The organism is Roseovarius sp. A46 (assembly GCF_004126395.1).
In the GTDB taxonomy this organism is placed as follows: Bacteria; Pseudomonadota; Alphaproteobacteria; order Rhodobacterales; family Rhodobacteraceae; genus Roseovarius; species Roseovarius nitratireducens.
This window is the reverse complement of the sequence record NZ_PVWS01000009.1, coordinates 20,844-42,245: the sequence shown is the minus strand read 5'-3', so window position 1 is coordinate 42,245 and position 21,402 is coordinate 20,844. Positions and strand designations below refer to the sequence as shown.

General features: G+C 65.8%; 21 protein-coding genes and 1 other RNA gene. 15 read left to right on the top strand and 7 right to left on the bottom strand.

The window, feature by feature from the left end; translation table 11 throughout:
- The first annotated feature begins 23 nt into the window (after positions 1-23).
- The 4 genes from proC (at position 24) to C6W92_RS06775 (ending at position 3,346) form a co-directional block, all read left to right on the top strand.
- Complete coding sequence (gene proC, locus C6W92_RS06790) at positions 24-839, top strand: pyrroline-5-carboxylate reductase (protein WP_129432251.1); 816 nt, start codon at positions 24-26, stop codon at positions 837-839.
- Entirely contained in the window at positions 832-1,170 is a 339-nt protein-coding gene (locus tag C6W92_RS06785; protein WP_129432312.1) for a tRNA-binding protein, read from the top strand. Before proC ends, C6W92_RS06785 begins: the two co-directional genes overlap by 8 nt.
- The gene (locus C6W92_RS06780; protein ID WP_129432250.1) at positions 1,167-2,123 is read left to right on the top strand and encodes a D-glycerate dehydrogenase; all 957 of its coding nucleotides are present in this window, start codon (positions 1,167-1,169) and stop codon (positions 2,121-2,123) included. Before C6W92_RS06785 ends, C6W92_RS06780 begins: the two co-directional genes overlap by 4 nt.
- A 101-nt stretch (positions 2,124-2,224) precedes the next feature.
- Positions 2,225-3,346, top strand: a complete 1,122-nt coding sequence (locus tag C6W92_RS06775; RefSeq protein WP_129432249.1) for a beta-ketoacyl-ACP synthase III — start codon at positions 2,225-2,227, stop codon at positions 3,344-3,346.
- A 23-nt stretch (positions 3,347-3,369) separates the two neighbouring features.
- Here the strand turns inward: C6W92_RS06775 and C6W92_RS06770 are convergent, their stop codons facing one another.
- From C6W92_RS06770 to C6W92_RS06755, 4 genes are all read right to left on the bottom strand, one after another.
- Entirely contained in the window at positions 3,370-3,699 is a 330-nt protein-coding gene (locus C6W92_RS06770; RefSeq protein ID WP_129432248.1) for a DUF1294 domain-containing protein, read from the bottom strand.
- Between the two features lie 48 nt (positions 3,700-3,747).
- On the bottom strand, positions 3,748-4,341 hold the full coding sequence (gene recR, locus C6W92_RS06765) for a recombination mediator RecR (protein ID WP_129432247.1): 594 nt from the start codon (positions 4,339-4,341) through the stop codon (positions 3,748-3,750).
- Positions 4,342-4,410: 69 nt separating this feature from the next.
- Positions 4,411-4,755: a YbaB/EbfC family nucleoid-associated protein gene (locus tag C6W92_RS06760; protein WP_129432246.1), complete on the bottom strand. Its 345-nt coding sequence runs from the start codon at positions 4,753-4,755 to the stop codon at positions 4,411-4,413.
- A gap of 104 nt (positions 4,756-4,859) precedes the next feature.
- Complete coding sequence (locus tag C6W92_RS06755) at positions 4,860-6,629, bottom strand: DNA polymerase III subunit gamma/tau (protein ID WP_129432245.1); 1,770 nt, start codon at positions 6,627-6,629, stop codon at positions 4,860-4,862.
- 112 nt (positions 6,630-6,741) lie between these two features.
- Between C6W92_RS06755 and C6W92_RS06750 the strand changes: the two genes are divergently transcribed.
- On the top strand, positions 6,742-7,239 hold the full coding sequence (locus C6W92_RS06750) for a dual specificity protein phosphatase family protein (protein ID WP_129432244.1): 498 nt from the start codon (positions 6,742-6,744) through the stop codon (positions 7,237-7,239).
- Here C6W92_RS06750 and ffs read toward each other — a convergent pair.
- An RNA gene (ffs, locus tag C6W92_RS06745) (signal recognition particle sRNA small type) lies at positions 7,234-7,331 on the bottom strand. The genes C6W92_RS06750 and ffs overlap by 6 nt on opposite strands.
- A gap of 15 nt (positions 7,332-7,346) precedes the next feature.
- On the opposite strand from ffs, the gene C6W92_RS17950 reads away from it, so the two are divergent.
- From C6W92_RS17950 to C6W92_RS06730, 4 genes are read left to right on the top strand one after another with little or no spacing between them, the layout of a single operon-like run.
- Positions 7,347-8,090, top strand: a complete 744-nt coding sequence (locus C6W92_RS17950; protein WP_241691092.1) for a hypothetical protein — start codon at positions 7,347-7,349, stop codon at positions 8,088-8,090.
- A gap of 6 nt (positions 8,091-8,096) precedes the next feature.
- On the top strand, positions 8,097-9,527 hold the full coding sequence (locus tag C6W92_RS17945; protein WP_241691091.1) for a hypothetical protein: 1,431 nt from the start codon (positions 8,097-8,099) through the stop codon (positions 9,525-9,527).
- Positions 9,484-10,455: an NAD(+) diphosphatase gene (gene nudC, locus C6W92_RS06735; RefSeq protein WP_129432243.1), complete on the top strand. Its 972-nt coding sequence runs from the start codon at positions 9,484-9,486 to the stop codon at positions 10,453-10,455. Before C6W92_RS17945 ends, nudC begins: the two co-directional genes overlap by 44 nt.
- A 54-nt stretch (positions 10,456-10,509) precedes the next feature.
- Positions 10,510-10,977, top strand: coding sequence for an SRPBCC family protein (locus C6W92_RS06730; protein ID WP_104020339.1), 468 nt, complete (start codon positions 10,510-10,512; stop codon positions 10,975-10,977).
- Positions 10,978-10,986: 9 nt separating this feature from the next.
- On the opposite strand, the gene C6W92_RS06725 is transcribed toward C6W92_RS06730, so the two are convergent.
- The gene (locus C6W92_RS06725) at positions 10,987-11,682 is read right to left on the bottom strand and encodes a GntR family transcriptional regulator (RefSeq protein WP_241691090.1); all 696 of its coding nucleotides are present in this window, start codon (positions 11,680-11,682) and stop codon (positions 10,987-10,989) included.
- Positions 11,683-11,842: 160 nt separating this feature from the next.
- Between C6W92_RS06725 and C6W92_RS06720 the strand changes: the two genes are divergently transcribed.
- Entirely contained in the window at positions 11,843-13,264 is a 1,422-nt protein-coding gene (locus tag C6W92_RS06720; protein ID WP_129432311.1) for an NCS1 family nucleobase:cation symporter-1, read from the top strand.
- 57 nt (positions 13,265-13,321) lie between these two features.
- On the opposite strand, the gene C6W92_RS06715 is transcribed toward C6W92_RS06720, so the two are convergent.
- Positions 13,322-14,164: a prephenate dehydratase gene (locus C6W92_RS06715; protein ID WP_129432242.1), complete on the bottom strand. Its 843-nt coding sequence runs from the start codon at positions 14,162-14,164 to the stop codon at positions 13,322-13,324.
- A 123-nt stretch (positions 14,165-14,287) separates the two neighbouring features.
- Here C6W92_RS06715 and C6W92_RS06710 point away from each other — a divergent pair, with 123 nt between their 5' ends.
- The 5 genes from C6W92_RS06710 to C6W92_RS06690 all read left to right on the top strand — a co-directional run bounded on the left by C6W92_RS06710 (position 14,288) and on the right by C6W92_RS06690 (position 21,393).
- Positions 14,288-15,367: a cytochrome c family protein gene (locus C6W92_RS06710; RefSeq protein ID WP_129432241.1), complete on the top strand. Its 1,080-nt coding sequence runs from the start codon at positions 14,288-14,290 to the stop codon at positions 15,365-15,367.
- Positions 15,368-15,588: 221 nt separating this feature from the next.
- On the top strand, positions 15,589-17,454 hold the full coding sequence (locus C6W92_RS06705; RefSeq protein WP_241691093.1) for an extracellular solute-binding protein: 1,866 nt from the start codon (positions 15,589-15,591) through the stop codon (positions 17,452-17,454).
- A gap of 30 nt (positions 17,455-17,484) precedes the next feature.
- Complete coding sequence (locus tag C6W92_RS06700; RefSeq protein WP_104020335.1) at positions 17,485-18,573, top strand: microcin C ABC transporter permease YejB; 1,089 nt, start codon at positions 17,485-17,487, stop codon at positions 18,571-18,573.
- A gap of 94 nt (positions 18,574-18,667) precedes the next feature.
- On the top strand, positions 18,668-19,774 hold the full coding sequence (locus tag C6W92_RS06695; protein ID WP_129432309.1) for an ABC transporter permease: 1,107 nt from the start codon (positions 18,668-18,670) through the stop codon (positions 19,772-19,774).
- Positions 19,771-21,393, top strand: coding sequence for an ABC transporter ATP-binding protein (locus C6W92_RS06690; protein WP_129432240.1), 1,623 nt, complete (start codon positions 19,771-19,773; stop codon positions 21,391-21,393). The genes C6W92_RS06695 and C6W92_RS06690 overlap by 4 nt, the downstream gene beginning before the upstream one ends.
- Positions 21,394-21,402 lie beyond the last annotated feature (9 nt).

The following is a 21,402-nucleotide window of genomic DNA, read 5'->3' as shown; positions in this document are numbered from 1 at the left end:
ACGAGACGGCGCGGGAGGGGTTCATGACGAAGGAAGAGATCGGCGAGCGGGGCCTCGTGCTTCTTGGCTGCGGCAAGATGGGCGGCGCGATGCTGAAGGGCTGGCTCGATGGCGGGTTGGATGCGGGCGCGGTGCACGTTGTCGATCCGCACCCGGCGGAGTGGCTGGGCGCGGCGGGTGTGAACGTCAACGCCGAATTGCCGCCCGACCCGGGCGTGGTGCTGATCGCGGTCAAGCCGCAGATGATGGCCGAGGCGCTGCCAACGCTCAAGGGCTATGGCAACGGCGCGACGCTGTTCGTGTCGGTGGCCGCCGGCACCACCATTGCCACCTGCGAGGAGATGCTGGGCGCGGCCACGCCGATCGTGCGCGCCATGCCCAACACCCCCGCTGCGGTGGGGCGCGGGATTACCGCGATCATCGGCAACGCCCACGCCACGCCCGCGCATCTGGACGCGACCGAGACGCTGCTCAGGGCGGTGGGACAGGTGGTGCGGCTGGAGAGCGAGGATCAGATGGACGCGGTCACCGGGCTGTCGGGCTCGGGACCAGCCTACGTGTTTCACATGATCGAGTGCATGGCGCGGGCGGGCGAGGCGCAGGGGCTGGCCCCTGCGCTGGCGATGCAACTGGCACAGGCCACCGTCGCAGGTGCCGGTGCGCTGGCCGAGGCCGCCGACGAGACGCCCGCAGAGCTGCGCAAGAACGTGACAAGCCCCAATGGCACCACGCAAGCGGGGCTGGAAGTGCTGATGGACGAGGCCACCGGCCTGCCGCCGCTGATGGCGCGCACGGTCGCCGCCGCTGCCGACCGCTCGCGTGAGCTACGTGATGGCTGAGATCAGTTTCGACGATTTTCTCAAGGTTGATATCCGGGTGGGCCGCGTCACCCGTGCCGAGCCCTATCCGGAGGCGCGCAAGCCCGCGATCAAGCTCTGGGTCGATTTCGGCGCGGAGATCGGCGAGAAGAAATCGAGCGCGCAGATCACGGCGCATTACACGCCCGACGCGCTCGTCGGGCGGCAGGTGCTGGCGGTGGTCAATTTCCCGCCGCGGCAGATCGGCAAGTTTGTCTCGGAGGTGTTGGTGCTGGGGCTGAGCGATGCCGCGGGCGAAGTAGTGCTGATCGCGCCGGACAAGGACGTGCCCGAAGGCGGGAGGCTGCATTGAAACGGATTCTCATTACACGTCCCATGCCCGCGCGGGTGGTGGCCGAGGCAGAGACGCATTTCGATGTTGAGATGCGCGAGGAAAACACGCCCCTCAAGCCCGGGCAGATGCGGGGTGCGCTGGCGCTCTATGACGGAATCCTGCCGACGTTGGGCGACATGTTCTCGGCGGAGGTGTTCGAGGACGCGGAGGGAAGCCGCTGCCGGATTGTTGCCAATTTCGGGGTGGGCTACAATCATATCGACGTGGCCGCCGCGCGCGCCGCGGGGATTGCCGTCACCAACACGCCGGGCGCCGTGACCGATGCCACCGCCGATATCGCGATGATGCTGATCCTGATGAGCGCGCGCCGAGCGGGCGAGGGCGAGCGGATGCTGCGCGCGGGCCGCTGGACCGGCTGGAACCCGACGCAGATGCTGGGCACCCATGTCACCGGCAAGACGGTTGGGATCGTTGGCATGGGGCGCATCGGGCAGGCCATTGCACGGCGCTGCCATCACGGTTTCGGCATGGAGGTGCTCTATTACAACCGCTCTGCCAAGGCGGTGGATATCCCGTCGCGGCAGGTGGAGAGTATCGAGGCGCTGGCCTCAGAAGCCGATTTCCTCGTGGCCGCGGTGCCGGGTGGAGCCGAGACGCGGAAAATCATCGGGCCGGAGGTGCTGGCGGCGATGAAGCCCACGGCGCATCTAATCAACATCGCACGCGGCGACGTGGTTGACGAGGCGGCGCTGATCGACGCGCTGCGCGAGCGGCGCATTTCGGGCGCGGGGCTCGATGTCTACGAGCGCGAGCCCGAGGTGCCCGAGGTGCTGCGCAAGATGGAGAACGTGACGCTGCTGCCGCATCTGGGCACCGCCGCATTGGAGGTGCGGGAGGCGATGGGGCTGCTGGCAGTGGAGAACCTGCGCGCCTTTTTTGCCGGAGAAGACCCGCCCAACCCGGTGAATTGAGTATTTCGGGAAAGGTGAATCCGGGTGGTCTTGCGCGACGTCGCGCTTGACCTTGGCGCGCGGCTGCGTTGATCTGGCGGAAAACCCTGGGGGAGAGGTTCATGGTGCAGCCCGCGATCACGGGATCGGGCGTGTTCACGCCGCCGCAGGTCATCAGCAACGAGGAACTGGTGGCGGCCTACAATGCCCATGCCGAGGCGTTCAATGCGGCCCACGCCGATGCGATCGCAGCCGGGGAGGTAGAGGCCAAGGCGCCGTCTTCGCCCGAGTTCATTCTCAATGCCTCGGGGATCGAGCGTCGGCATGTCATGGACAAGGCAGGGGTGCTCGACCCGGACGTGATGCACCCGATCCTGCGGGAGCGCAGCGATGACGAGCCGGGGATCATGACCGAGATCGCGCTGGAGGCTTGCGGGACGGCGCTGGCGAAGGCGGGGCGCGAGGCGGGCGAAATCGACCTGGTGATCTGTGCCGCGTCGAACCACGAGCGGCCCTATCCGGCCATCGCCATCGAGATACAGGAGACGCTCGGCGCGGGCGGCTTTGCCTTCGACATGAACGTGGCGTGTTCTTCGGCCACCTTCGGCATCCAGGCGGCGGCGGACATGATCCGCGCAGGCAGCGCGCGGCGCGCGCTGGTGGTCAGCCCCGAGATATGTTCGGGGCATCTGGAATGGCGTGACCGGGACTGTCATTTCATCTTTGGCGACGTGTGCACGGCGCTGGTGATCGAGGCGGCGGAAGAGGCGAGGGCTACGCATTTCCGCATCCTCTCGACCCGCTGCGCCACGAAATTCTCCAACAACATCCGCAACAATAACGGCTTTCTGCGACGCACCCGGCCCGGCCACATGGAGGACCGGCGCGACATGCTTTTCGTTCAGGAGGGGCGCCGCGTTTTCAAGGAGGTGCTGCCGCTCGTCTCAGGGCATATCGCGGAGCATCTCGACGCGGTGGGGGTGGCGTCGGGCGATCTGCGGCGGCTATGGCTGCACCAGGCTAACAAGACGATGAACGATTTCATCGGTCGCAAGGTGATGGGGCGCGTACCCGATCCGACCGAGCAGCCCAACATCCTGCAGGATTACGCCAACACGTCCTCGGCCGGCTCGATCATCGCGTTCTCGCAGTATTCCGACGATCTCAACCCTGGCGACAAGGGGCTGATCTGTTCGTTCGGGGCGGGCTATTCGGTGGGGTCGGTGCTGGTCGAGCGCGCCTGAGGGTCGGCGCGGGTGGGCGCTGCTCAGCCGAATAGCGCGCTCGAGGCATCCCTCAGCACGGTCACGACCGAGGCCCGGAAATCCGGCAGGACCAGCGCCGACACCATGCCGATATGCAGCACGATGATGGCGTTGAGCGAGGTGCGGAACGGCTCCTTGCGGGTCTTGTGGCGGAACACGCCCTGCCCGGTCTTGGCCCCGAACGCGCCGCCCACGAGACACAGCGTCAGTAGCGTGCTCTCGGGCACGCGCCAGCGCCGGTGAATGGCGCATTGCTTGTCCCACCAGAACAGTCCGAAGGTCACGAGATTGAGAAACAGAAGATAACTGGTAGCGAGAGCCAGCGGGGTCATGGCGGCCTATCGGATAGCAGGCGGCAGGGGATGCCGCGGTGATGGTGTCTAGATCGACTTGCGCGCCGCGAACGCCGCGCCGATCGTTCCGTCGTCGAGATAATCCAGTTCGCCGCCGATGGGAACACCCTGTGCGAGCGATGTGAGCGTCACTGTGCCGTCAAGCTGATCGGCGATGTAATGGGCGGTGGTTTGCCCATCCATGGTGGCGTTGAGCGCGAGAATCACCTCGGTCACTTCCTCCTCGGCTACGCGCGCCACGAGTTGCGGGATGCGCAGGGCTTCCGGCCCCACCTGATCGAGCGCGGAGAGCGTGCCGCCCAGCACATGATAGCGCCCGCGAAACGCCTGCCCGCGTTCCATCGCCCACAGGTCGGCCACGTCCTCGACCACGCAGATCTGACCTTTCGCGCGTTTCGGCGAGGCACAGATGTCGCAAATCTCGGTGGTGCCGATATTGCCGCAGCGTGCGCATTCACGCGCAGTGGCGGCGACGGTCTGCATGAGGTCCGCCAGCGGGGTGAGCAACAGTGTGCGCTTGCGGATCATGTGCAGCACCGCGCGCCGCGCCGAGCGCGGCCCGAGGCCGGGCAGGCGTGCCATCATGTCGATGAGGGCGTCTATGTCTCGGGTGCTGCTCAATCGTCGGATCCGTTTCGATGGCGGGTGCCTGTCGCGCGAGAGTATTGCTGGAAAGATGAAGATCGCGTGTCAGAACGGCAGCTTCATGTCCTTGGGCAGGCCCATGCCCTCGGTGATCTTGCCCATCTCCTCTTGTGCGCGCTCGCTGGCCTTGGATTGCGCATCCTTGATCGCGGCGAGGATCAGGTCCTCGACCACTTCCTTGTCATCGGCGTTGAAGATCGAGGGGTCGATGTCGAGGGATTTCAGCTCGCCCTTGGCCGTGCATGTCGCCTTGACGAGGCCCGCGCCGCTTTCGCCCTCGGCCATGATGGTGTGCATCTCTTCCTGCAGCGCGGCCATCTTCTCCTGCATTTCCTGCGCGGCCTTCATCATCTTGGCCATATCGCCCATCTGGCCCAAACCCTTGAACATGATGTGATCTCCTCTGGATCGGGGCCCGCGTGCGGGCGGGCCGGAGTAATAGAAGTCGTCTTGAACCATATCGGTGCGCGAAAGGCCACGGACAAGCAGTCAGGTCAATCCTCTTCGAACGGATCCCATTCGTCCTCGACCTCGGGCAACGCCTCTGCGCCGGCCTCGGTGGTGATTTCCTCGGCGGTGCGGATGCCGGTGATGCTCGCGCCGGGGAAGGCCGCGAACACCGCCTTGACCAGCGGGTGGTCGCGCGCCTCCTCTCGGAGCGCGTTCTCCTCTGCCTCGCGGGCCTCGCGCAGGGTGGGGGTGGTGGCGGAATTCGTGAGGCTCACCGCCCATCGTGCGCCGGTCCAGCGTTGCAGCGCGCTGCCAAGCCGCTGCGCGAGATCGGCGGGTGCGTCCGGGGTGGGGGTGAATTCGATCCGCCCTGGACGATAGGCGGCGAGGCGCAGGCAGCCTTCGACCTCGATCAGCAGCTTCGCGTCGCGATGGGCGCGGATGAGCTCGAGCACATGCTCGAAGCTGGGGTATCCGGCAAGCGCCTCCTGCGTCTCTGGCGCGCGGGCCGTCACCTGCCCGCCGCCGTGCGCGCGCGGGCCTTGCGGTGCGGCATGGGTGGGGTGGGGCAGCGGGGTGCCCTGCGCTGGTTCGCCCTGGCCCTGCGCCTGCGGGCGTGCACCGCCGCCACCGCCCGGGGCCGGGGTCGGGCCGTCCGACAGGCGGCGTACGAGATCCTCGGGCGTGGGCAGGTCGGCCACGTGGGTGAGCCGGATTACGGCCATCTCGGCCGCCATCATCGCGTTCGGGGCCTCGGCCACCTCGTCGAGCGCCTTCAAGAGCATCTGCCACATGCGGGTGAGAACGCGCATCGGCAGCTTTGCCGCCATCTCCTGCCCGCGGGCGCGCTCGTCAGGGCCGATGGTGGGGTCGTCGGCGGCGTCCGGTGTGATCTTGACCACGGAAATCCAGTGCGTGATCTCTGACAGGTCGCGCATTACGGCGAGCGGGTCGGCCCCTTCGGCATACTGTGCGCTGAGCTCTGACAGCGCGCCCGCCGCGTCGCCGCGCAGGATCATGTCGAACAGGTCGAGCACCCGGCCCCGATCGGCCAGCCCCAGCATGGCGCGGACCTGGTCGGCGGTCGTTTCGCCGGCGCCGTGGCTGATCGCCTGATCGAGCAGCGAGGTGGCATCGCGGGCCGAGCCTTCTGCGGCGCGGGTGATGAGGGCGAGCGCTTCGTCGGTGATCTGTGCATCTTCGGTGTCGGCGATCCGGTGCAACAGGCCGATCATCGCCTCGGGCTCGATCCGGCGCAGATCGAACCGCTGGCAGCGCGACAGCACGGTGACCGGCACCTTGCGTATCTCGGTGGTGGCGAAAATGAATTTCACATGCGCTGGCGGCTCCTCGAGCGTCTTGAGCAGCGCGTTGAAGGCCGAGGTGCTGAGCATGTGCACCTCGTCGATGATGTAGATCTTGTAGCGGGCCGAGGCGGCGCGGTAATGCACGCTCTCGATGATGTCGCGGATGTCGCCCACGCCGGTACGGCTGGCCGCGTCCATCTCGAGCACGTCGACATGGCGCCCCTCCATGATCGCCACGCAATGCTCGCATTGCCCGCAAGGGTCGGTCGTCGGGCTGCCGTTGCCATCCAGGCCGATGCAGTTCATCCCCTTGGCAATGATGCGCGCCGTGGTCGTCTTGCCGGTGCCGCGGATGCCGGTCATGATGAAGGCCTGCGCGATGCGGTCGGCCTGGAACGCGTTTTTCAGCGTGCGCACCATCGCGTCCTGCCCGACGAGATCGGCAAAGGTCTCGGGGCGGTATTTCCGCGCGAGGACCTGGTAGCCGGTATCGGGGGTTGGGGACATGCGGGGCACCTGCCGGATTCGGATGACGGGCTCAGGGTAAGGCCCGGCCGGGGACGCGTCCACCTTGCTTTTTGCCGTGGGTTGCAGAAACTCCGGTGAGGGGGAGTATGCCATGAGTGGCTTTGTCATCCATGCCTTGCACGTGGGCGGAGGCACGCTGGCGCTGGCGCCGGTGCCGGGTGTGGGCGGGGCCTATGGCGCCGATATGGCGCATCTGCGGGACTGGCGCCCGGCGCTGGTGATCTCGCTGACGACCGAAGCAGAGATGGTTGCCGCGGGGGCGGGCGGACTGGCGTTCGATGTACACGCATCGGGCGCGCGATGGATCGGCGTGCCGGTCGCGGATTTCGGTGTGCCGGACGCGGCGCAGGCGGGAAATTGGGCGCGGGCGCGGGCCGACGCGTTGGCGGCGCTGGCCGGAGGCGGCCGGGTGCTGGTGCATTGCCGGGGCGGGTGCGGGCGCTCGGGCATGGCGGTGCTGCGGCTCATGGTGGAGGCGGGTGAGACGCCGGGGGCGGCCTTGGCCCGGCTGCGCGCGGTGAGGCCCTGCGCGGTCGAGACCGAGGCGCAGTTGGCCTGGGCCAAGGCTGGTGCTGAGGGAAAAGGGTGAGAGGCTGACAACGACCCAAGCGAGGCTCGTTACGGCTGCTTCCTTCCGGATCTGACCGGGTTGGCGAGGTGCCTGCCCGCGCCAACCTCTCGGTCCCGGATATAGGCGTGCGCGCGCGGATTCGCAAGGGTGTGCGTGCTGTCGAGCGGCAGGCGCAGGTTCAGGAAACCCCTGTCATCCATTCCGATATCCTCGGCACCGAGCGCGGCGATATCGGAAGGATAGGCGCGCAGCCCCGGGCCGGTGACGAACAGGACCGAGGTATTGGGCGGCATGGGGGCGAAGCGCCACGTTTTCCGTGGCGCGGGCGCGACAACGCCGGTCGCGGCGACATGGCCAGCGAGGATCTCGCGGATGGGACGCTCGGCGCTGTGAACGAGCGCGTGCCCGGCCATTGCCTCGAATGGGCCGCCGCCCCATGCGCGGTAGGAATTGGTGGCGATGACGAAGCGATCCGCGTCGCGCACCGGGCGACCGTCATGGGTCAGGTCGCGGATGCGTCGCGCGTCGGGGGCGATGAGCGTGCCCGAGAGGTCGTAGCGCGCCGGCGCCGCGAGGTCTATGGTGTAGCCAAGCCCGTCTATCACGTCGAACACATGGCCCGGGACATTCGCATTCCGGAGCGGCTGATCTGCCACCCCCGGCGCGATCCGGTTGAAGCAGATCGCCGCGCGTTCGAGCCAGTCGCGCAGCATGGCCCCGGTGACACACAGGCCGCAAAGCGTGTTGGGAAAGCCGTAGAGATCGGCGAGATGGCGCAGGCGCAAGGGGCCTGCGGGAATATCTGTATAGTGGCCCGGGCCGCCGCGTCCGCCGGTCTTGAACGGAGCCGAGGCCGACAGGACCGGTAACCCGGCATGGGCGGTGCCCTTGAGCGCGGCGACGAGGGCGGCGCGCTGGGCGGCGTTGACAAGCGCGAGGCCGGGATCGTCGCGCGCAAGCGCGAGATAACTGTGCAGCGGCGCGCGGATTTCACCGAGTGGGCGGCGAGTCAACCGCAGCGTATGGGCATGGGCGCGCGCCAGGCTTCGCCCGAGTTGAGGGCAGGGCGCGACCGTGCTGGCGGCGTGCAGTGTGGTGCGGTGCCCGGTGACGTGCCAGCCATTGCGGGTGCGCGCGAGGTGCAGGTCGATCATCCCGAGATGCGAGGCGGCAAATCCGGGTTTGACGCAAGGCGTGCCGTGCAGCGTGCCGGCCCCGATATCGGCGCCGGGTGTTTCCCGGTGGCCGGGGTCGGGAAAACGGCGGTGGCTGTGTCCGGCGATAAGCGCGTCGAGGCCGGGCAGGCGCGCCAGCGCGCGCGCCGCGTTCTCCATCATCGGCCGGTCTGGCCCTGCGTCGATCCCGGTATGGGCGAGCGCGATCACCACGTCGGCCCCGGCGCGCCGGATCGCGGGGAGCCAGGCGCGGGCGGTCTCGACCATGTCGCGCAGCGCCAGCCGCCCCGTGAGATGGCCGTGATCCCAAGTGGTGGCCTGCGGCGGGGTGAGGCCGATCACCCCGATGCGCAGGTTGCGCGCGATCCCGTCGCGGTCTTGCAGGGTGCGGTGCAGGATGGTGAAGGGTGGCAGGAACGGGGTGTCGTGCCGCGGCGTGGCCCCGAGGGCGCGCACGGCATTGGCGCAGATCACCGGAAACCGGGCCTGCGTCAGGGTGGTTTCGAGCCAGTCGATACCGAAGTTGAATTCGTGATTGCCGAGCGTCGCGGCGTCATAGTGCATGTGGTTCATGGCGCGGACCACGGGGTGGTGCCCGCGCCAGCCATGTCCGGGTCGGGCGGTCAGGTCGGTGAGTGCCGTGCCTTGCAGGAAATCGCCGTTGTCGAGCAACAGGCAATTGTCCTCGCCCATCTCGGCCCGCGCCCGATGGACGAGTGTCGCCAGCCGAGCGAGGCCTTGTCCGGCATCCGTTTTGCCATTGAAATAATCGTATGGCAGGAGGTGGCCGTGTACGTCCGAGGTGGCGAGAATCCGCAGCGTGGTCTCGGGGTGGCCCTGGATTTGTGGGTCGGGGGCTGTGAGCGGTTGGAACAATGCGAACGTCTCGTTGGAAGAATAAACGGGTGTGCCGAGCCTCTGCGTAGCACGGATGATGCTTGTTTTATCTTATGGTGTGTAAATGGCGGCACAATACCGCAAAGATTGAATTGGTTGATCTTCTCGGATTCGTGTGCACGCGTGATCTCCCGGCTTGCCCCCCGGCCCTTGCCGGTGACAGTAAGGGGCCGGGGCGAAGGAGGCAGGGATGCGGTGCGCGGAAGATGTGACATTCGGCGGCTCGGGGTTTGATCGGGCGGATGATCTGCGCGGGGACAGCGCCACGCTCGACGCGGCGTTGGCGGCTGGTCGTGCGCAGGCTGCGGTGCTGTGGCGCGGCAAGCCGCTGCTGGCGGGCGAGGGGCGCGATGGGTTGGCGCTGCTGCGCTGCGATCATCCGGTGCTGGCGCGCTACAAGGTGCCGCCGATCCTGATTGGGCGCGACGACGGCGGTGAGCCGCTCTTTGCCTTCGACATCTCGGCATGGGTGCCGCCGGGCCTCGATCCGGAACAGCTCGACAGTTTTCTCGACGCCACGGAGCAGGTGCATCCCGACCTGCCCGAAGGCACTGTGTTTGCCGAATTGCGCCGCGTGATGTCCCGGCTCTCGCCGCGCGACGCCGAGATCGCGGCCACCGCCAAGGCGATCTTTGGCTGGCACGAAAGCCATCGCCATTGCGCCCGTTGCGGTGCGAAGAGCCGAATGATCCGGGCGGGCTGGCAGCGGGCTTGCGATGATTGCGGCGCGCAGCATTTTCCGCGCACCGACCCGGTGGCGATCATGCTGGTGACCCTTGGTAATGCCGTGCTGATGGGGCGTTCGCCCGGCTGGCCGGAGGGGATGTATTCGCTGCTTGCGGGGTTTATCGAGCCCGGCGAGACGGTCGAGGCCGCGGTGCGCCGCGAAGTCTGGGAGGAGGCGGGCGTGCGCGTGGGCCGGGTGGACTATCTTGCCAGCCAGCCGTGGCCATTCCCGGCGTCGCTGATGCTGGGCTGTCGCGGAGAGGCCCTGAGCCGCGAGATTGCCATCGACCCCTATGAGATCGCGGACGCGCGCTGGATGAGCCGCGAGGAAATGCTGGCAGCCTTTGCCGGAGAGCACCCGCAGCTGTTGCCCGCCCGCGAGGGCGCGGTGGCGCATTTCCTGCTCAAGAACTGGCTTGCCGACAGGCTCGATTGAAGCGAGACTGTCACGCGGCGCGGTAACGGCAGGCGCGTCAAGGGCAGGGTGAGAATGCAGTTCAAAGGCAGGGAAGACATCGAGGCACCGATCGATCAGGTGTTTGCCGAGATCACGGATTTCAAGCGGTTCGAGCGCGGGGCCATGCGTCGCGGCGCGGACGTGCAGCGCACCGATACGATGGCGGAGCCGGGTGTCGGCATGACCTGGCAGTCGCGGTTCAAGCTGCGAGGACGGATGCGCGACCTTTCTCTGCGACTATGCGAGCTCGATCCGCCAAACGGGATCGTTCTCGGGGCCGAGGCGGCCACAGTTGAAGCGCTGATGCGGGTCGAACTCGTTTCTTTGTCGCGCGCCCGCACGCGGCTCAGCGTTGATCTGGGCATTACGCCGCGCAACCTGGCGGGTCGACTGATGATCCAGTCCATGAAGCTGGCGAAGGGCAACCTGTCCAAGCGGTTCAACCTGCGGCTCGCGGAATACGCGATGGACGTCGAGAATCGCCACAAGCGCACCGCCTGAGCGGACGGGTCACTCGGGATAGATACCCCACCAGCGCAGCGTGTGGCGCAGGTGCTCGCGGATTTCGTGCGCCGCGCGGGCCGTGTCGGCGGCGTCGATCGCGTCGAGGATCGCGAGATGCTCGCGCATGGCAGAGGCGACCCGGTCGGCGAGAAAGGGCCGCGTGTTCTGGATCACCGCGATCCGGTCGCGGTTCTCGGCATAGAGCCTGCGGGCGAGGGCAGAGCCGAGCCCGGCGGCCAGCGCGTCGTGCAGTGACAGGTCGGTACGGATCGCGCGCCCCGGCAGATCGGCGGTCATCGCTGCCGCCGCCTCGTCGCGCAGGTGTTCATGCGCCGTGCGAAGCGCAGCGAGAGGGAAGGGGGCGCCGGTCTCGATGATGCGCCGCGCGCCCTCGCAATCGAACATGGCGCGCAACTCCAGGCATTCGCGCGTCGTCTCGGGCCCGGCATCCATCACCGTGATCCCGCGCTTGGGCAGGATGGCGAGCAGTCCGCCCGCCTCGGCACGCTTGACGGCCTCGCGCGTGGCGGCCATCGGCAGGCCGAGCTCTTCGACCAGCATCGGCATGGACAGGAAGCTGCCACTCGACAGTCGCCCATCACGCAACCGCGCGAGCAGGGCCTGGTGGGCCCGCTCGGTCAGGCCCTCTGCCGCGGTCCCGCGCGGCGAGGACTCGAAGGTGGCGACGTCATTGTCCTGCAATTTTTGAAAGTCCTTTCGCGATTCACATATTATCAATTGCTAACATAACATCTAACATTTCAGATGCAATATAACAGGTGCGATCACGGCGGGATTCCAAAGGACACAACCATCCACATCGCCGCGCGCGGCCTTATCAGGGAGTTAAGACATGCAGACCATGACACTCGACGGACAGGTGGCACAGGGGGCCGACGACACGCTCGATCCCGTCGCGCCAGAGGACAAAACCTGGAGCTGGTTCGCCATCTTCAACGTCTGGGCGAACGATATCCAATCGCTATTTGGCTATTCGCTGGTGGCGTCGCTGTTCATTTCCTACGGAGTGAGCGGCTGGACGGCCTTTGCCGCGCTCATCTGCGCGGGGCTTTTCGTGATGTTCCTCGTCAACCTCTCGGGCGCCGCGGGCGAGAGATACGGTATTCCCTATCCGGTCTTCGCGCGGGCCAGCATGGGCACGGCGGGGGCGATGCTTCCGGCGGTGCTGCGCTCTACGGTGGCGGTGTTCTGGTACGGCGTGCAGGTCTATTTCGCCTCGACCGCGCTGGCGCTGCTGATACGGTCCGTGACGGGCGTCACCGGCGGGGCCGAAGTGCTGGGCCTGACGGGCATCGACTGGCTCTCGTTCGTGCTGGTCTGGGCGTTTCACATTGTCATTTTCTGGCGCGGAATGAACTGGGTCGAGACCTTTCTCAACATTGCCGGGCCTTTCGTCTACCTGGTGATGATGGGCCTTCTGACGGTGCTGTGGGTGAAATCCGACGGCCAGCTTCTGTCGCAGGCGCAGACGATCTTTGCCAATCCGAACGCGACCTGGGCCACGGAATTCAACGGATTCATCGCGATCATCGGCACTATGGTGGCCTATTTCGCGGCCGTGATGATCAACTTCAGCGACTTCTCGCGCTATGCCCGTGACAAGCGCGCGATGGTGGTGGGCAACCTCGTGGGGCTGCCGTTCAACATGATCCTGTTCTCGGCGCTGGCGCTTCTGACCACGGCGGGTGCCGCGGTTGTCTATGGCGAAAAGATCATCAACCCGACCGAGATCGTCGGGCGCACCGACAGCGTGCTTTTGGGCGTTATCGCCGCGATCACCTTCTTCGCGGCGACGGTGGGTATCAACCTGGTGGCCAATTTCATCCCGGCGGTGAACGGAATCGCGAGCCTTGCGCCGTCGAAGATCGGGTTTCGCAAGGCGGGTCTCATCACGTCGGTTTTTGCCCTCGTGATCGGCGGGTTCTGGACCAGCTTTATCAGCGAGTTCGGCATCAGCGGTTTCGTCAACACGCTCGGCGCGACGCTGGCTCCGATCTACGGCATCATGATCGTGGATTACTACCTGCTGCGCAAGGAGGCGCTGAAGCGCGACGACCTCTATAATATGGAAGGCGGCACCTACCACTATACCGGCGGCTGGAACCGCAATGCGCTCTTCGCCTTTGCCATCGCGGCGGTGTTTTCGGTGGCGACGGTCTGGGTGCCTGCGCTTGGCCAGCTTTCGGGCTATGCTTGGGTGATCGGGGCACTTCTGGGTGGCATCATCTATTTTGTCCGCTGCCGGGCGTCGCACCTGGTGTGACGCCATCCCTCAAGAGTTGCGAAACCCGGCCCGGTGCCGGGTTTCGTGCGTCTGGAATCAGACGCCGTCGTGCCGCCGCGGATCGGCGGGATAGACGCCGAGGATGGTGATGTCGGAGGTGAAGTAATCCAGCTCATCCAGCGCGCGGGCCACGGCGGGATCGTCCGGGTGCCCCTCGATATCGGCGTAGAACTGTGTCGCCGTGAACGACCCGTTGATCATGTAGCTTTCCAGCTTGGTCATGTTCACGCCATTGGTGGCGAACCCGCCAAGCGCCTTGTAGAGCGCGGCGGGAAGGTTGCGCACCTGAAAGACGAAGGTCGTCATCATCCCGTCCTCGCCGCGTGGCGAGAAATCGGGTTCGCGCGCCATCACCAGAAAGCGCGTGGTGTTGGTGTCCTGATCCTCGATGTGCTGGGCGATCACGTCGAGCCCGTAAATCCGGCCCGCTAGTTCGCTGGCCAGCGCTGCCAGTTCCGGGCGGCCCTCCTCGGCGACCTGCCGGGCCGATCCGGCGGTGTCGGCGCCGGTCACGCGATGGATGCCGTGGCGTTCGAGAAAGCCTCGGCACTGGCCGAGAAGCACGGTATGGCTCATCGCGCTCTCGATCTGGTCGAGCCGCACGCCGGGCAGCGCGAGCAGGTTGATGTGCACCCGCACGAAGGCCTCGCCGACGATGTGCAGCCCGGACTCGGGCAACAGGTGATGGATATCGGCCACGCGCCCGAATGTGGAATTTTCCACCGGGACCATCGCCAGGCGTGCTGTGCCCTCGCGCACCGCCGCGATCGTGTCCTCGAAGGTGCGGCAGGGCAGCACCTCCATGTCGGGATAGGTCTCATGGCAGGCCTGATGCGAATATGCACCAGGCTCCCCCTGAAAGGCAATGCGGTCGGTCATCGTGAAAACCTGTCCCTCCTGAAGCCCCTTTCGGGCGTTTGGTCGCGGAAACTATACCTTGCGAAGCGGTAGGGGAAGCGGATAGATACCCGCGCAAGCGACAGATCTAACGGAAGCGAGCCAATGTTCGACACGATGACACTTACAAAGGCCACGGGTGCGATTTGCGGCTCCCTTCTGGTCTTCTTGCTGGGAGGCTGGGCAGCCGAGAGCATTTATTCGATGGGGGGCGGCCACGGCGAGGATCACGCGCAGGGCTACGTCATTGATACCGGCGACGAGGGTGCCAGCGAAGAGCCCGTGGACGAGGGCCCCGATCTCGCGGCGCTGTTTGCGGAGGCCGATGCCGGCAAGGGCGAGCGCGTTTTCAACAAGTGCAAGGCCTGCCACCAGGTCGAGGATGGCGCCAACGGTGTCGGCCCGCATCTGTATGATGTGGTGAGTCGCGATGTGGGGAGCGTTGACGGGTTCGGCTATTCCGGCGCGCTGAGCGAGGCTGCGGATGTCTGGACCGCAGAGAACCTCTTTGCCTTTCTCGAGAATCCCGCTGGTTACGCGCCCGGGACGAGCATGGGCTTTGCCGGGCTGGGCAAGCCCGAAGATCGCGCCAACGTGATTGCGTATCTCGACGGGGTCGATGGTAGCGACGATATTGCGATCGAAGCGCCTGCCGAGGAGGCCGCTGCCGAAGAGGCACCTGCGGAGGAAGCCCCGGCCGAGGAAACCGCTGCCGAAGAGGCACCTGCGGAGGAAGCCCCGGCCGAGGAGGCCGCTGCCGAAGAGGCACCTGCGGAGGAAGCCCCGGCCGAGGAGGCCGCTGCCGAAGAGGCCGCTGCCGAAGAAGCTGCCACCGAGGACACCGGTGGCGAAAGCGGCTTTGCCGCGATGGTCGCCTCCGCGGATGTTGCCGCAGGTGAGAAGGTCTATCGCCGCTGCGCCGCCTGTCATGCGGTCGAGGACGGTAAGAACAAGGTCGGCCCGCACCTCTTCGACGTCGTGAACCGGGACATCGCCAGTGTCGAAGGGTTCAGCTATTCCGACACGCTCAAGGGGCTCGACGGCGACTGGACCGTGGAAAAGCTGAGCGCATGGCTGGAGAACCCGCGCGAGTTCGCACCGGGAAACCGGATGGGCTATCCGGGCCTCAAGGACGAACAGGACCGCGCCAACGTGATCGGCTATCTTCAAAGCATCTCGAACTGAGGTAAGGTGCTGGGAATTCGGGGCCGCCGCCCGGCAGGGCGGCGGCCCTTTGCATGTGCGCGCCCCTTCGGCGCTTGAACACGGCGCGGCTGGCCCCTAGCTTGCCGTTGAAACGCGCGGGAAACGGCGCGGACCGACAGGAGGACACCATGAACATCATGCCGCCGCGCGCAGGCGCGCCGATCAGTCGCCGCCTTGCCCTGAAGGGGCTCGGGGCGTTGATGGCCGGGAGTGCCTTGCATTTGACCGGCCCAGGACGGGCGCGCGCGACCGAGGAAGAGATCATCCGCGCGCATGGCTATTCCTTCTTCGGCAACCTGCAGTATCCAGCCGATTACCCGCATTTCGACTATGTGAACCCCGACGCGCCCAAGGGAGGCGAGATTTCACTCTACGCCCCCGGCACGTTCGATTCGATGAACCCGTATTCGCGCAAGGGCCGCGCCGGGCGGCTGTCGTGGATGGTCTACGAAAGCCTGCTGGGCGGATCGGAGGCCACCGGCGAGCCGCTGCCCGGGGATCGTTACAACGAGGGCTATGGCCTGCTAGCCGAGAGCCTCGAATACGACCGCGGCAAGACATGGGTCATCTTTCACATGCGTCCCGAGGCGCGCTTTGCCGATGGCACACCGGTGACGGCGCATGACGTGGTGTTCTCGCACAACCTGTTTCTCGACCAGGGTCTGCGCTCTTACGCCGAAGCGGTGCGGCGGCGGGTGCCGGGGGCCGAGGCGCTCGACGATCACACGGTGAGGTTCGAGTTCGCCGAGGGCATTTCGCGGCGCTCGCTGATCGACCAGGTGGGCGGCACGCCGGTCTTTCCGCGCACCTGGTACGAGGAGACGGGCGCGCGCCTGGACGAGCCGCGGCTGAAGGCCGCGCCGGGCTCGGGCCCCTACCAGGTCGAGAGCTATGAGGTAAACCGCAACATCGTCTATGCGCGCAATCCCGATTACTGGGGCTGGCATCTGCCGATCAACAAGGGCCGTCACAATTTCGACCGTATCCGTATCGAGTATTTCGCCGACGACAACGCCGCTTTCGAGGCGTTCAAGGCGGGCATCTACACTTTCCGCCCCGAGGGAAATTCCAAGACATGGGCCACCGGTTACGATTTTCCGGCCGTCAGGAAAGGCCATGTCGTCAAGGCCGAATTGCCCGACGGGCTGCCGCCGACGCCTGCGGGCTTCGTCTTCAACCTCGGGCGCGAGGTGCTCAAGGACAAGCGCGTGCGCCGCGCCATCGCGCTGGGCTACAATTTCGAATGGACCAACCAGTCGCTGCAATATGGTCTGTTCAAGCAGCGGCATTCCTTTGTGCAGGACACGCATTTGCAGGCCGAGGGCGTGCCGGAGGGGGCCGAACGGCAATTGCTGGAGTCGCTGGGCGATCTGGTGCCGCAGGAAATGCTGACCGAACCGGCGGTTCGGGCGCATTCCTCCGATCCCGACCGGCTTAACGATCGGCGCAACCTGCGCCGCGCGATGCGGCTCCTGGACGAGGCGGGTTGGCCAGTGGGCGACGATGGCAAGCGGCGCAATGCGACGGGCGAATTGCTCAGCATCGAGATCCCGATTTCGGCCTCGGGCTCGGCCACCATGTCGGCGGTGGTCGAAAGCTTCGTTTCGAACCTGCAACTCATGGGGGTCGATGCGCGCTTCGACAAGATCGACGCCGCGCAATACACCGCCCGCGAGCGCGACCGGGACTATGACATCGTCTTTGACAGCTATATCCCCTTCCTTGAGGCAGGTACCGGCCTGCATCAGCGTTATGGCTCGCGCGAGGCGGAATTCAGCCTGTTCAATCCGGCAGGGCTGGCCAGCCCGCTGGTGGATGCGCTGATCGACGAGGCGCTCGAATCGACCTCAAAGGAAGAGCAGGACGTGGCGCTGATGGCGCTCGACCGGGCCTTGCGCTACGAGTTCTTCATGATCCCGACATGGTATCTCGACAAGAACTGGGTCGCCTACTGGGATCAGTATGCCCATCCCGACCCGTTGCCGGATTACGCCACCGGTGTGCTCGATTTCTGGTGGTATGACGAGGAAAAGGCCGCAGCGCTGCGGGCCGCGGGCGCGCTTTGATGCCGGTCGTTGCCATGGGGGCCGTCTGAGATGGGGGCCTATATCCTGCGGCGGCTGTTGCTGATCGTGCCGACGCTTTTCGGCATCATGGTGATCAACTTCGCGCTGGTGCAGTTCGTCCCCGGCGGCCCGGTCGAGCAGATGATCGCGCAGATGCAGGGGCAGGGCGACGTTTTCGAGAGCTTCGCCGGGTCAGGGAGCGATACCGGGCAGGACCTGTCGGGCGGGGGCAACGACCAGTATCTGGGCGCGCGCGGCCTGCCGCCCGAGTTGATCGCCGAGCTCGAGGAACAGTTCGGCCTCGACAAGCCGCCGCTGGAGCGGTTCTTCAACATGATGTGGAACTACATGCGTTTCGATTTCGGCGAGAGCTATTTTCGCAAGGTGGAGGTGCTCGACCTCGTGCTCGAGAAGATGCCGGTGTCGATCTCGCTGGGGCTATGGTCCACCCTGATCGCCTATATCGTGTCGATCCCGCTGGGCGTGGCCAAGGCGGTGCGCGACGGGTCGCGGTTCGACACCTGGACCTCCGGCGTCATCATCGTGGCCTACGCGATCCCGGCCTTCCTGTTCGCGATCATGCTGCTGGTGTTGTTTGCCGGGGGCAGCTATTTCCAACTCTTCCCGCTCAGGGGCCTGACCTCGGACAATTTCGAACAGCTGAGTATCTTCGGCAAGATCGTCGATTACCTGTGGCACATCTTCCTACCGGTTCTTGCCTCGACCATTTCGGCCTTTGCCACGCTGACGCTGCTGACCAAGAACAGCTTTCTCGACGAGATCAAGAAACACTACGTCATGACCGCACGGGCCAAGGGGCTGAGCGAGAAACGCGTGCTCTATGGCCATGTGTTTCGCAACGCCATGCTGATCGTGATCGCGGGGTTCCCGGCCGTGTTCATCGGCGTTTTCTTTGGCGGATCGGTGCTGATCGAGACGATCTTTAGCCTCGACGGGCTGGGGCGGCTCGGGTTCGAGGCGGCGGTGGGGCGCGACTACCCGGTGATGTTCGGCACGCTGTTCCTGTTTGGTCTCATCGGGCTTCTGGTGGGCCTGCTGAGCGACCTGATGTATGTGCTGGTCGACCCGCGCATCGACTTCGAGAAGCGGGAGGGCTGAGGATGGGTGGCGCATCATGGGGGCGCTGCCCCCGTCGTGCCTTTGGCGCGACTCCCCCGGAATATTTCCGGCAAGATGAAGGAGGGGCACGGTGATCCGGCTGTCGCCGCTCAACCAGCGCCGCTGGCGGAATTTCCGGCGCAACGGGCGTGCGTTCTGGTCGCTGGTGATCTTTTCGGTGATCTTCGCGATCACGCTCTGTGCCGAGTTCGTGGCCAATGACAAACCGATTCTCGTGCAGTATCGCGGCGAGTATTACATGCCGATCTTTCGTTTCTATCCCGAGACGGCATTCGGCGGCGATTTTCGGACCGAGGCGATCTATCGTGACCCGGAGGTGCAGTGCCTGATCGCGAGCGGCGGGCTCGATACCTGTTTCGACGACCCGGAGGGCGTGATGGCGGACGCGCAGGATGGCGTTGTCGGCGGTGATGAGATCGTGAAGGGTTGGTCGATCTGGCCGCCCATCCCCTATAGCTACGATACGATCGTGGATCGCGACGGCGCGGCGCCGCTGCCGCCCAACGAGCAGAACTGGCTGGGCACCGACGACACCAAGCGCGACGTGCTGGCGCGGGTGCTATATGGCTTCAGGCTGTCGGTGATGTTCACGCTGATCGTGACGTTTCTGTCCTCGGTCATCGGCATCTTTGCCGGAGCGGTGCAGGGGTATTTCGGGGGCAAGACCGATCTGTTCTTTCAGCGCATCATCGAGATATGGGCCTCCACGCCGCAGCTATACGTCATCATCATCCTGTTCGCGATCCTGCCGCGAAGTTTCTGGCTATTGGTGGTCATCACCGTGCTGTTCGGCTGGATGGCGCTGGTGGGCGTGGTGCGCGCCGAGTTCCTGCGCGCGCGCAACCTCGAATACGTGCGCGCGGCCAAGGCGCTGGGGGTGGGCAACATCACCATCATGTTCCGCCACATGCTGCCCAACGCGATGGTGGCGACACTGACGATGCTGCCCTTCGTCATCACCGGGACGATTTCGCTCTTGGCAGGGCTTGATTTCCTCGGCTTCGGGCTGCCGTCGTCTTCGCCCTCGCTTGGTGAATTGACGCTTCAGGCCAAGCAGAACCTGCAGGCGCCGTGGCTTGCGTTCACCGCGTTCTTTGCCTTTGCAATAATGCTGTCGCTGCTCGTTTTCATCTTCGAGGGCGTGCGCGACGCGTTCGATCCGAGAAAGACCTTTCAATGAGCGTGCTGGAGGTTCGCGATCTGAGCGTCGGGTTCCGGCAGGACGGGCAGGTGGTGCCCGCCGTGCGCGGTGTGTCGTTCTCGGTGGACCGGGGCGAGACGGTTGCGATCGTGGGCGAGAGCGGCTCGGGCAAGTCGGTCACCGCGCTGTCCACGGTATCGCTCCTGGGGTCATCGGCGGAGGTGACGGGCAGCGTTACCTATGATGGCCAGGAGATGATCGGCGCGGATGAGCGGCGCCTTCGGCAGGTGCGCGGCAACGATATCAGCTTCATCTTCCAGGAGCCGATGACCAGCCTCAACCCCCTGCACACGCTGGAGAAACAGTTGCGCGAGAGCCTGGAGTTGCACCAGGGGCTGACCGGCGAGGCGGCGCGGGAGCGCATCGTGGATCTGCTGGAGCGGGTCGGTATCCGCGAGGCGGCGAGCCGTCTGGGGGCCTACCCGCATCAATTGTCGGGCGGGCAGCGGCAACGGGTGATGATCGCAATGGCGCTTGCCAACAAGCCCGATATCCTGATCGCGGACGAGCCGACGACGGCGCTCGACGTGACCATCCAGGCTCAGATTCTCGAGCTTTTGGCTAACCTCAAGCGCGACGAGGGGATGGGTCTTTTGTTCATCACCCATGACCTCGGTATCGTGCGGCGTATCGCCGACCGGGTCTGCGTGATGAAGGATGGCGAGATCGTCGAGGCGGGGACGCTCGAACAGGTCTTTGACGCGCCACAGCATCCCTACACCCGCAAGCTGCTGGGCGCGCAGGCGGTGGGCGTGCCCGCGCCGGTGCCCGAGGGCGCGCAGGTGGTGGCCGAAACCGAGGGCCTGCGCGTCTGGTTCCCGATCCAGAAGGGGTTTCTGAAGCGCACGGTGGGCCATGTGAAGGCCGTGAATGACGCCACTCTAAGCGTGCGCGCGGGCGAGACGCTGGGGATCGTGGGCGAATCGGGGTCGGGCAAGACCACGCTCGCGCTGGCGATCATGCGACTCATCGCGTCGCAGGGCGGTATCCGCTTCGCGGGCGAAGATGTGCATGGCTGGTCAACGCGAGAGTTGCGCAAACGTCGGGCCGAGATGCAGATCGTATTCCAGGACCCGTTCGGCAGCCTCAGCCCGCGGATGAGCTGCGCGCAGATCATCGCCGAGGGGCTGGGCGTGCACGGCAACCCCGGCGGGCGGCCAGAGCGGGATCTGGTGGCCGAGGTAATGGCGGAGGTGGGGCTCGACCCGGTGGCGATGGACCGCTACCCGCACGAGTTCTCTGGCGGGCAGCGCCAAAGGATCGCGATCGCGCGGGCCATGATCCTGCGGCCGAAACTGGTGGTGTTGGACGAACCGACCAGTGCGCTTGACATGACGGTGCAGGTGCAGATCGTGGACCTGCTGCGCGATCTTCAGGTGAAATACGGGCTGGCCTACCTGTTCATCAGTCACGATCTCGCGGTAGTGCGCGCGATGAGCCACCGGGTGCTGGTGATGAAGGAGGGCGACGTGGTCGAGGCGGGCACAGCCGAGGCGCTCTTTACCGAACCGCGTACCGAGTATGCGCGTACGCTGCTGGCGGCGTCGCTGGAGGGGCGCCTACAGGGCGGGGTGCAGGACTCTTCGGGGATCGGCTGACGCGTCACG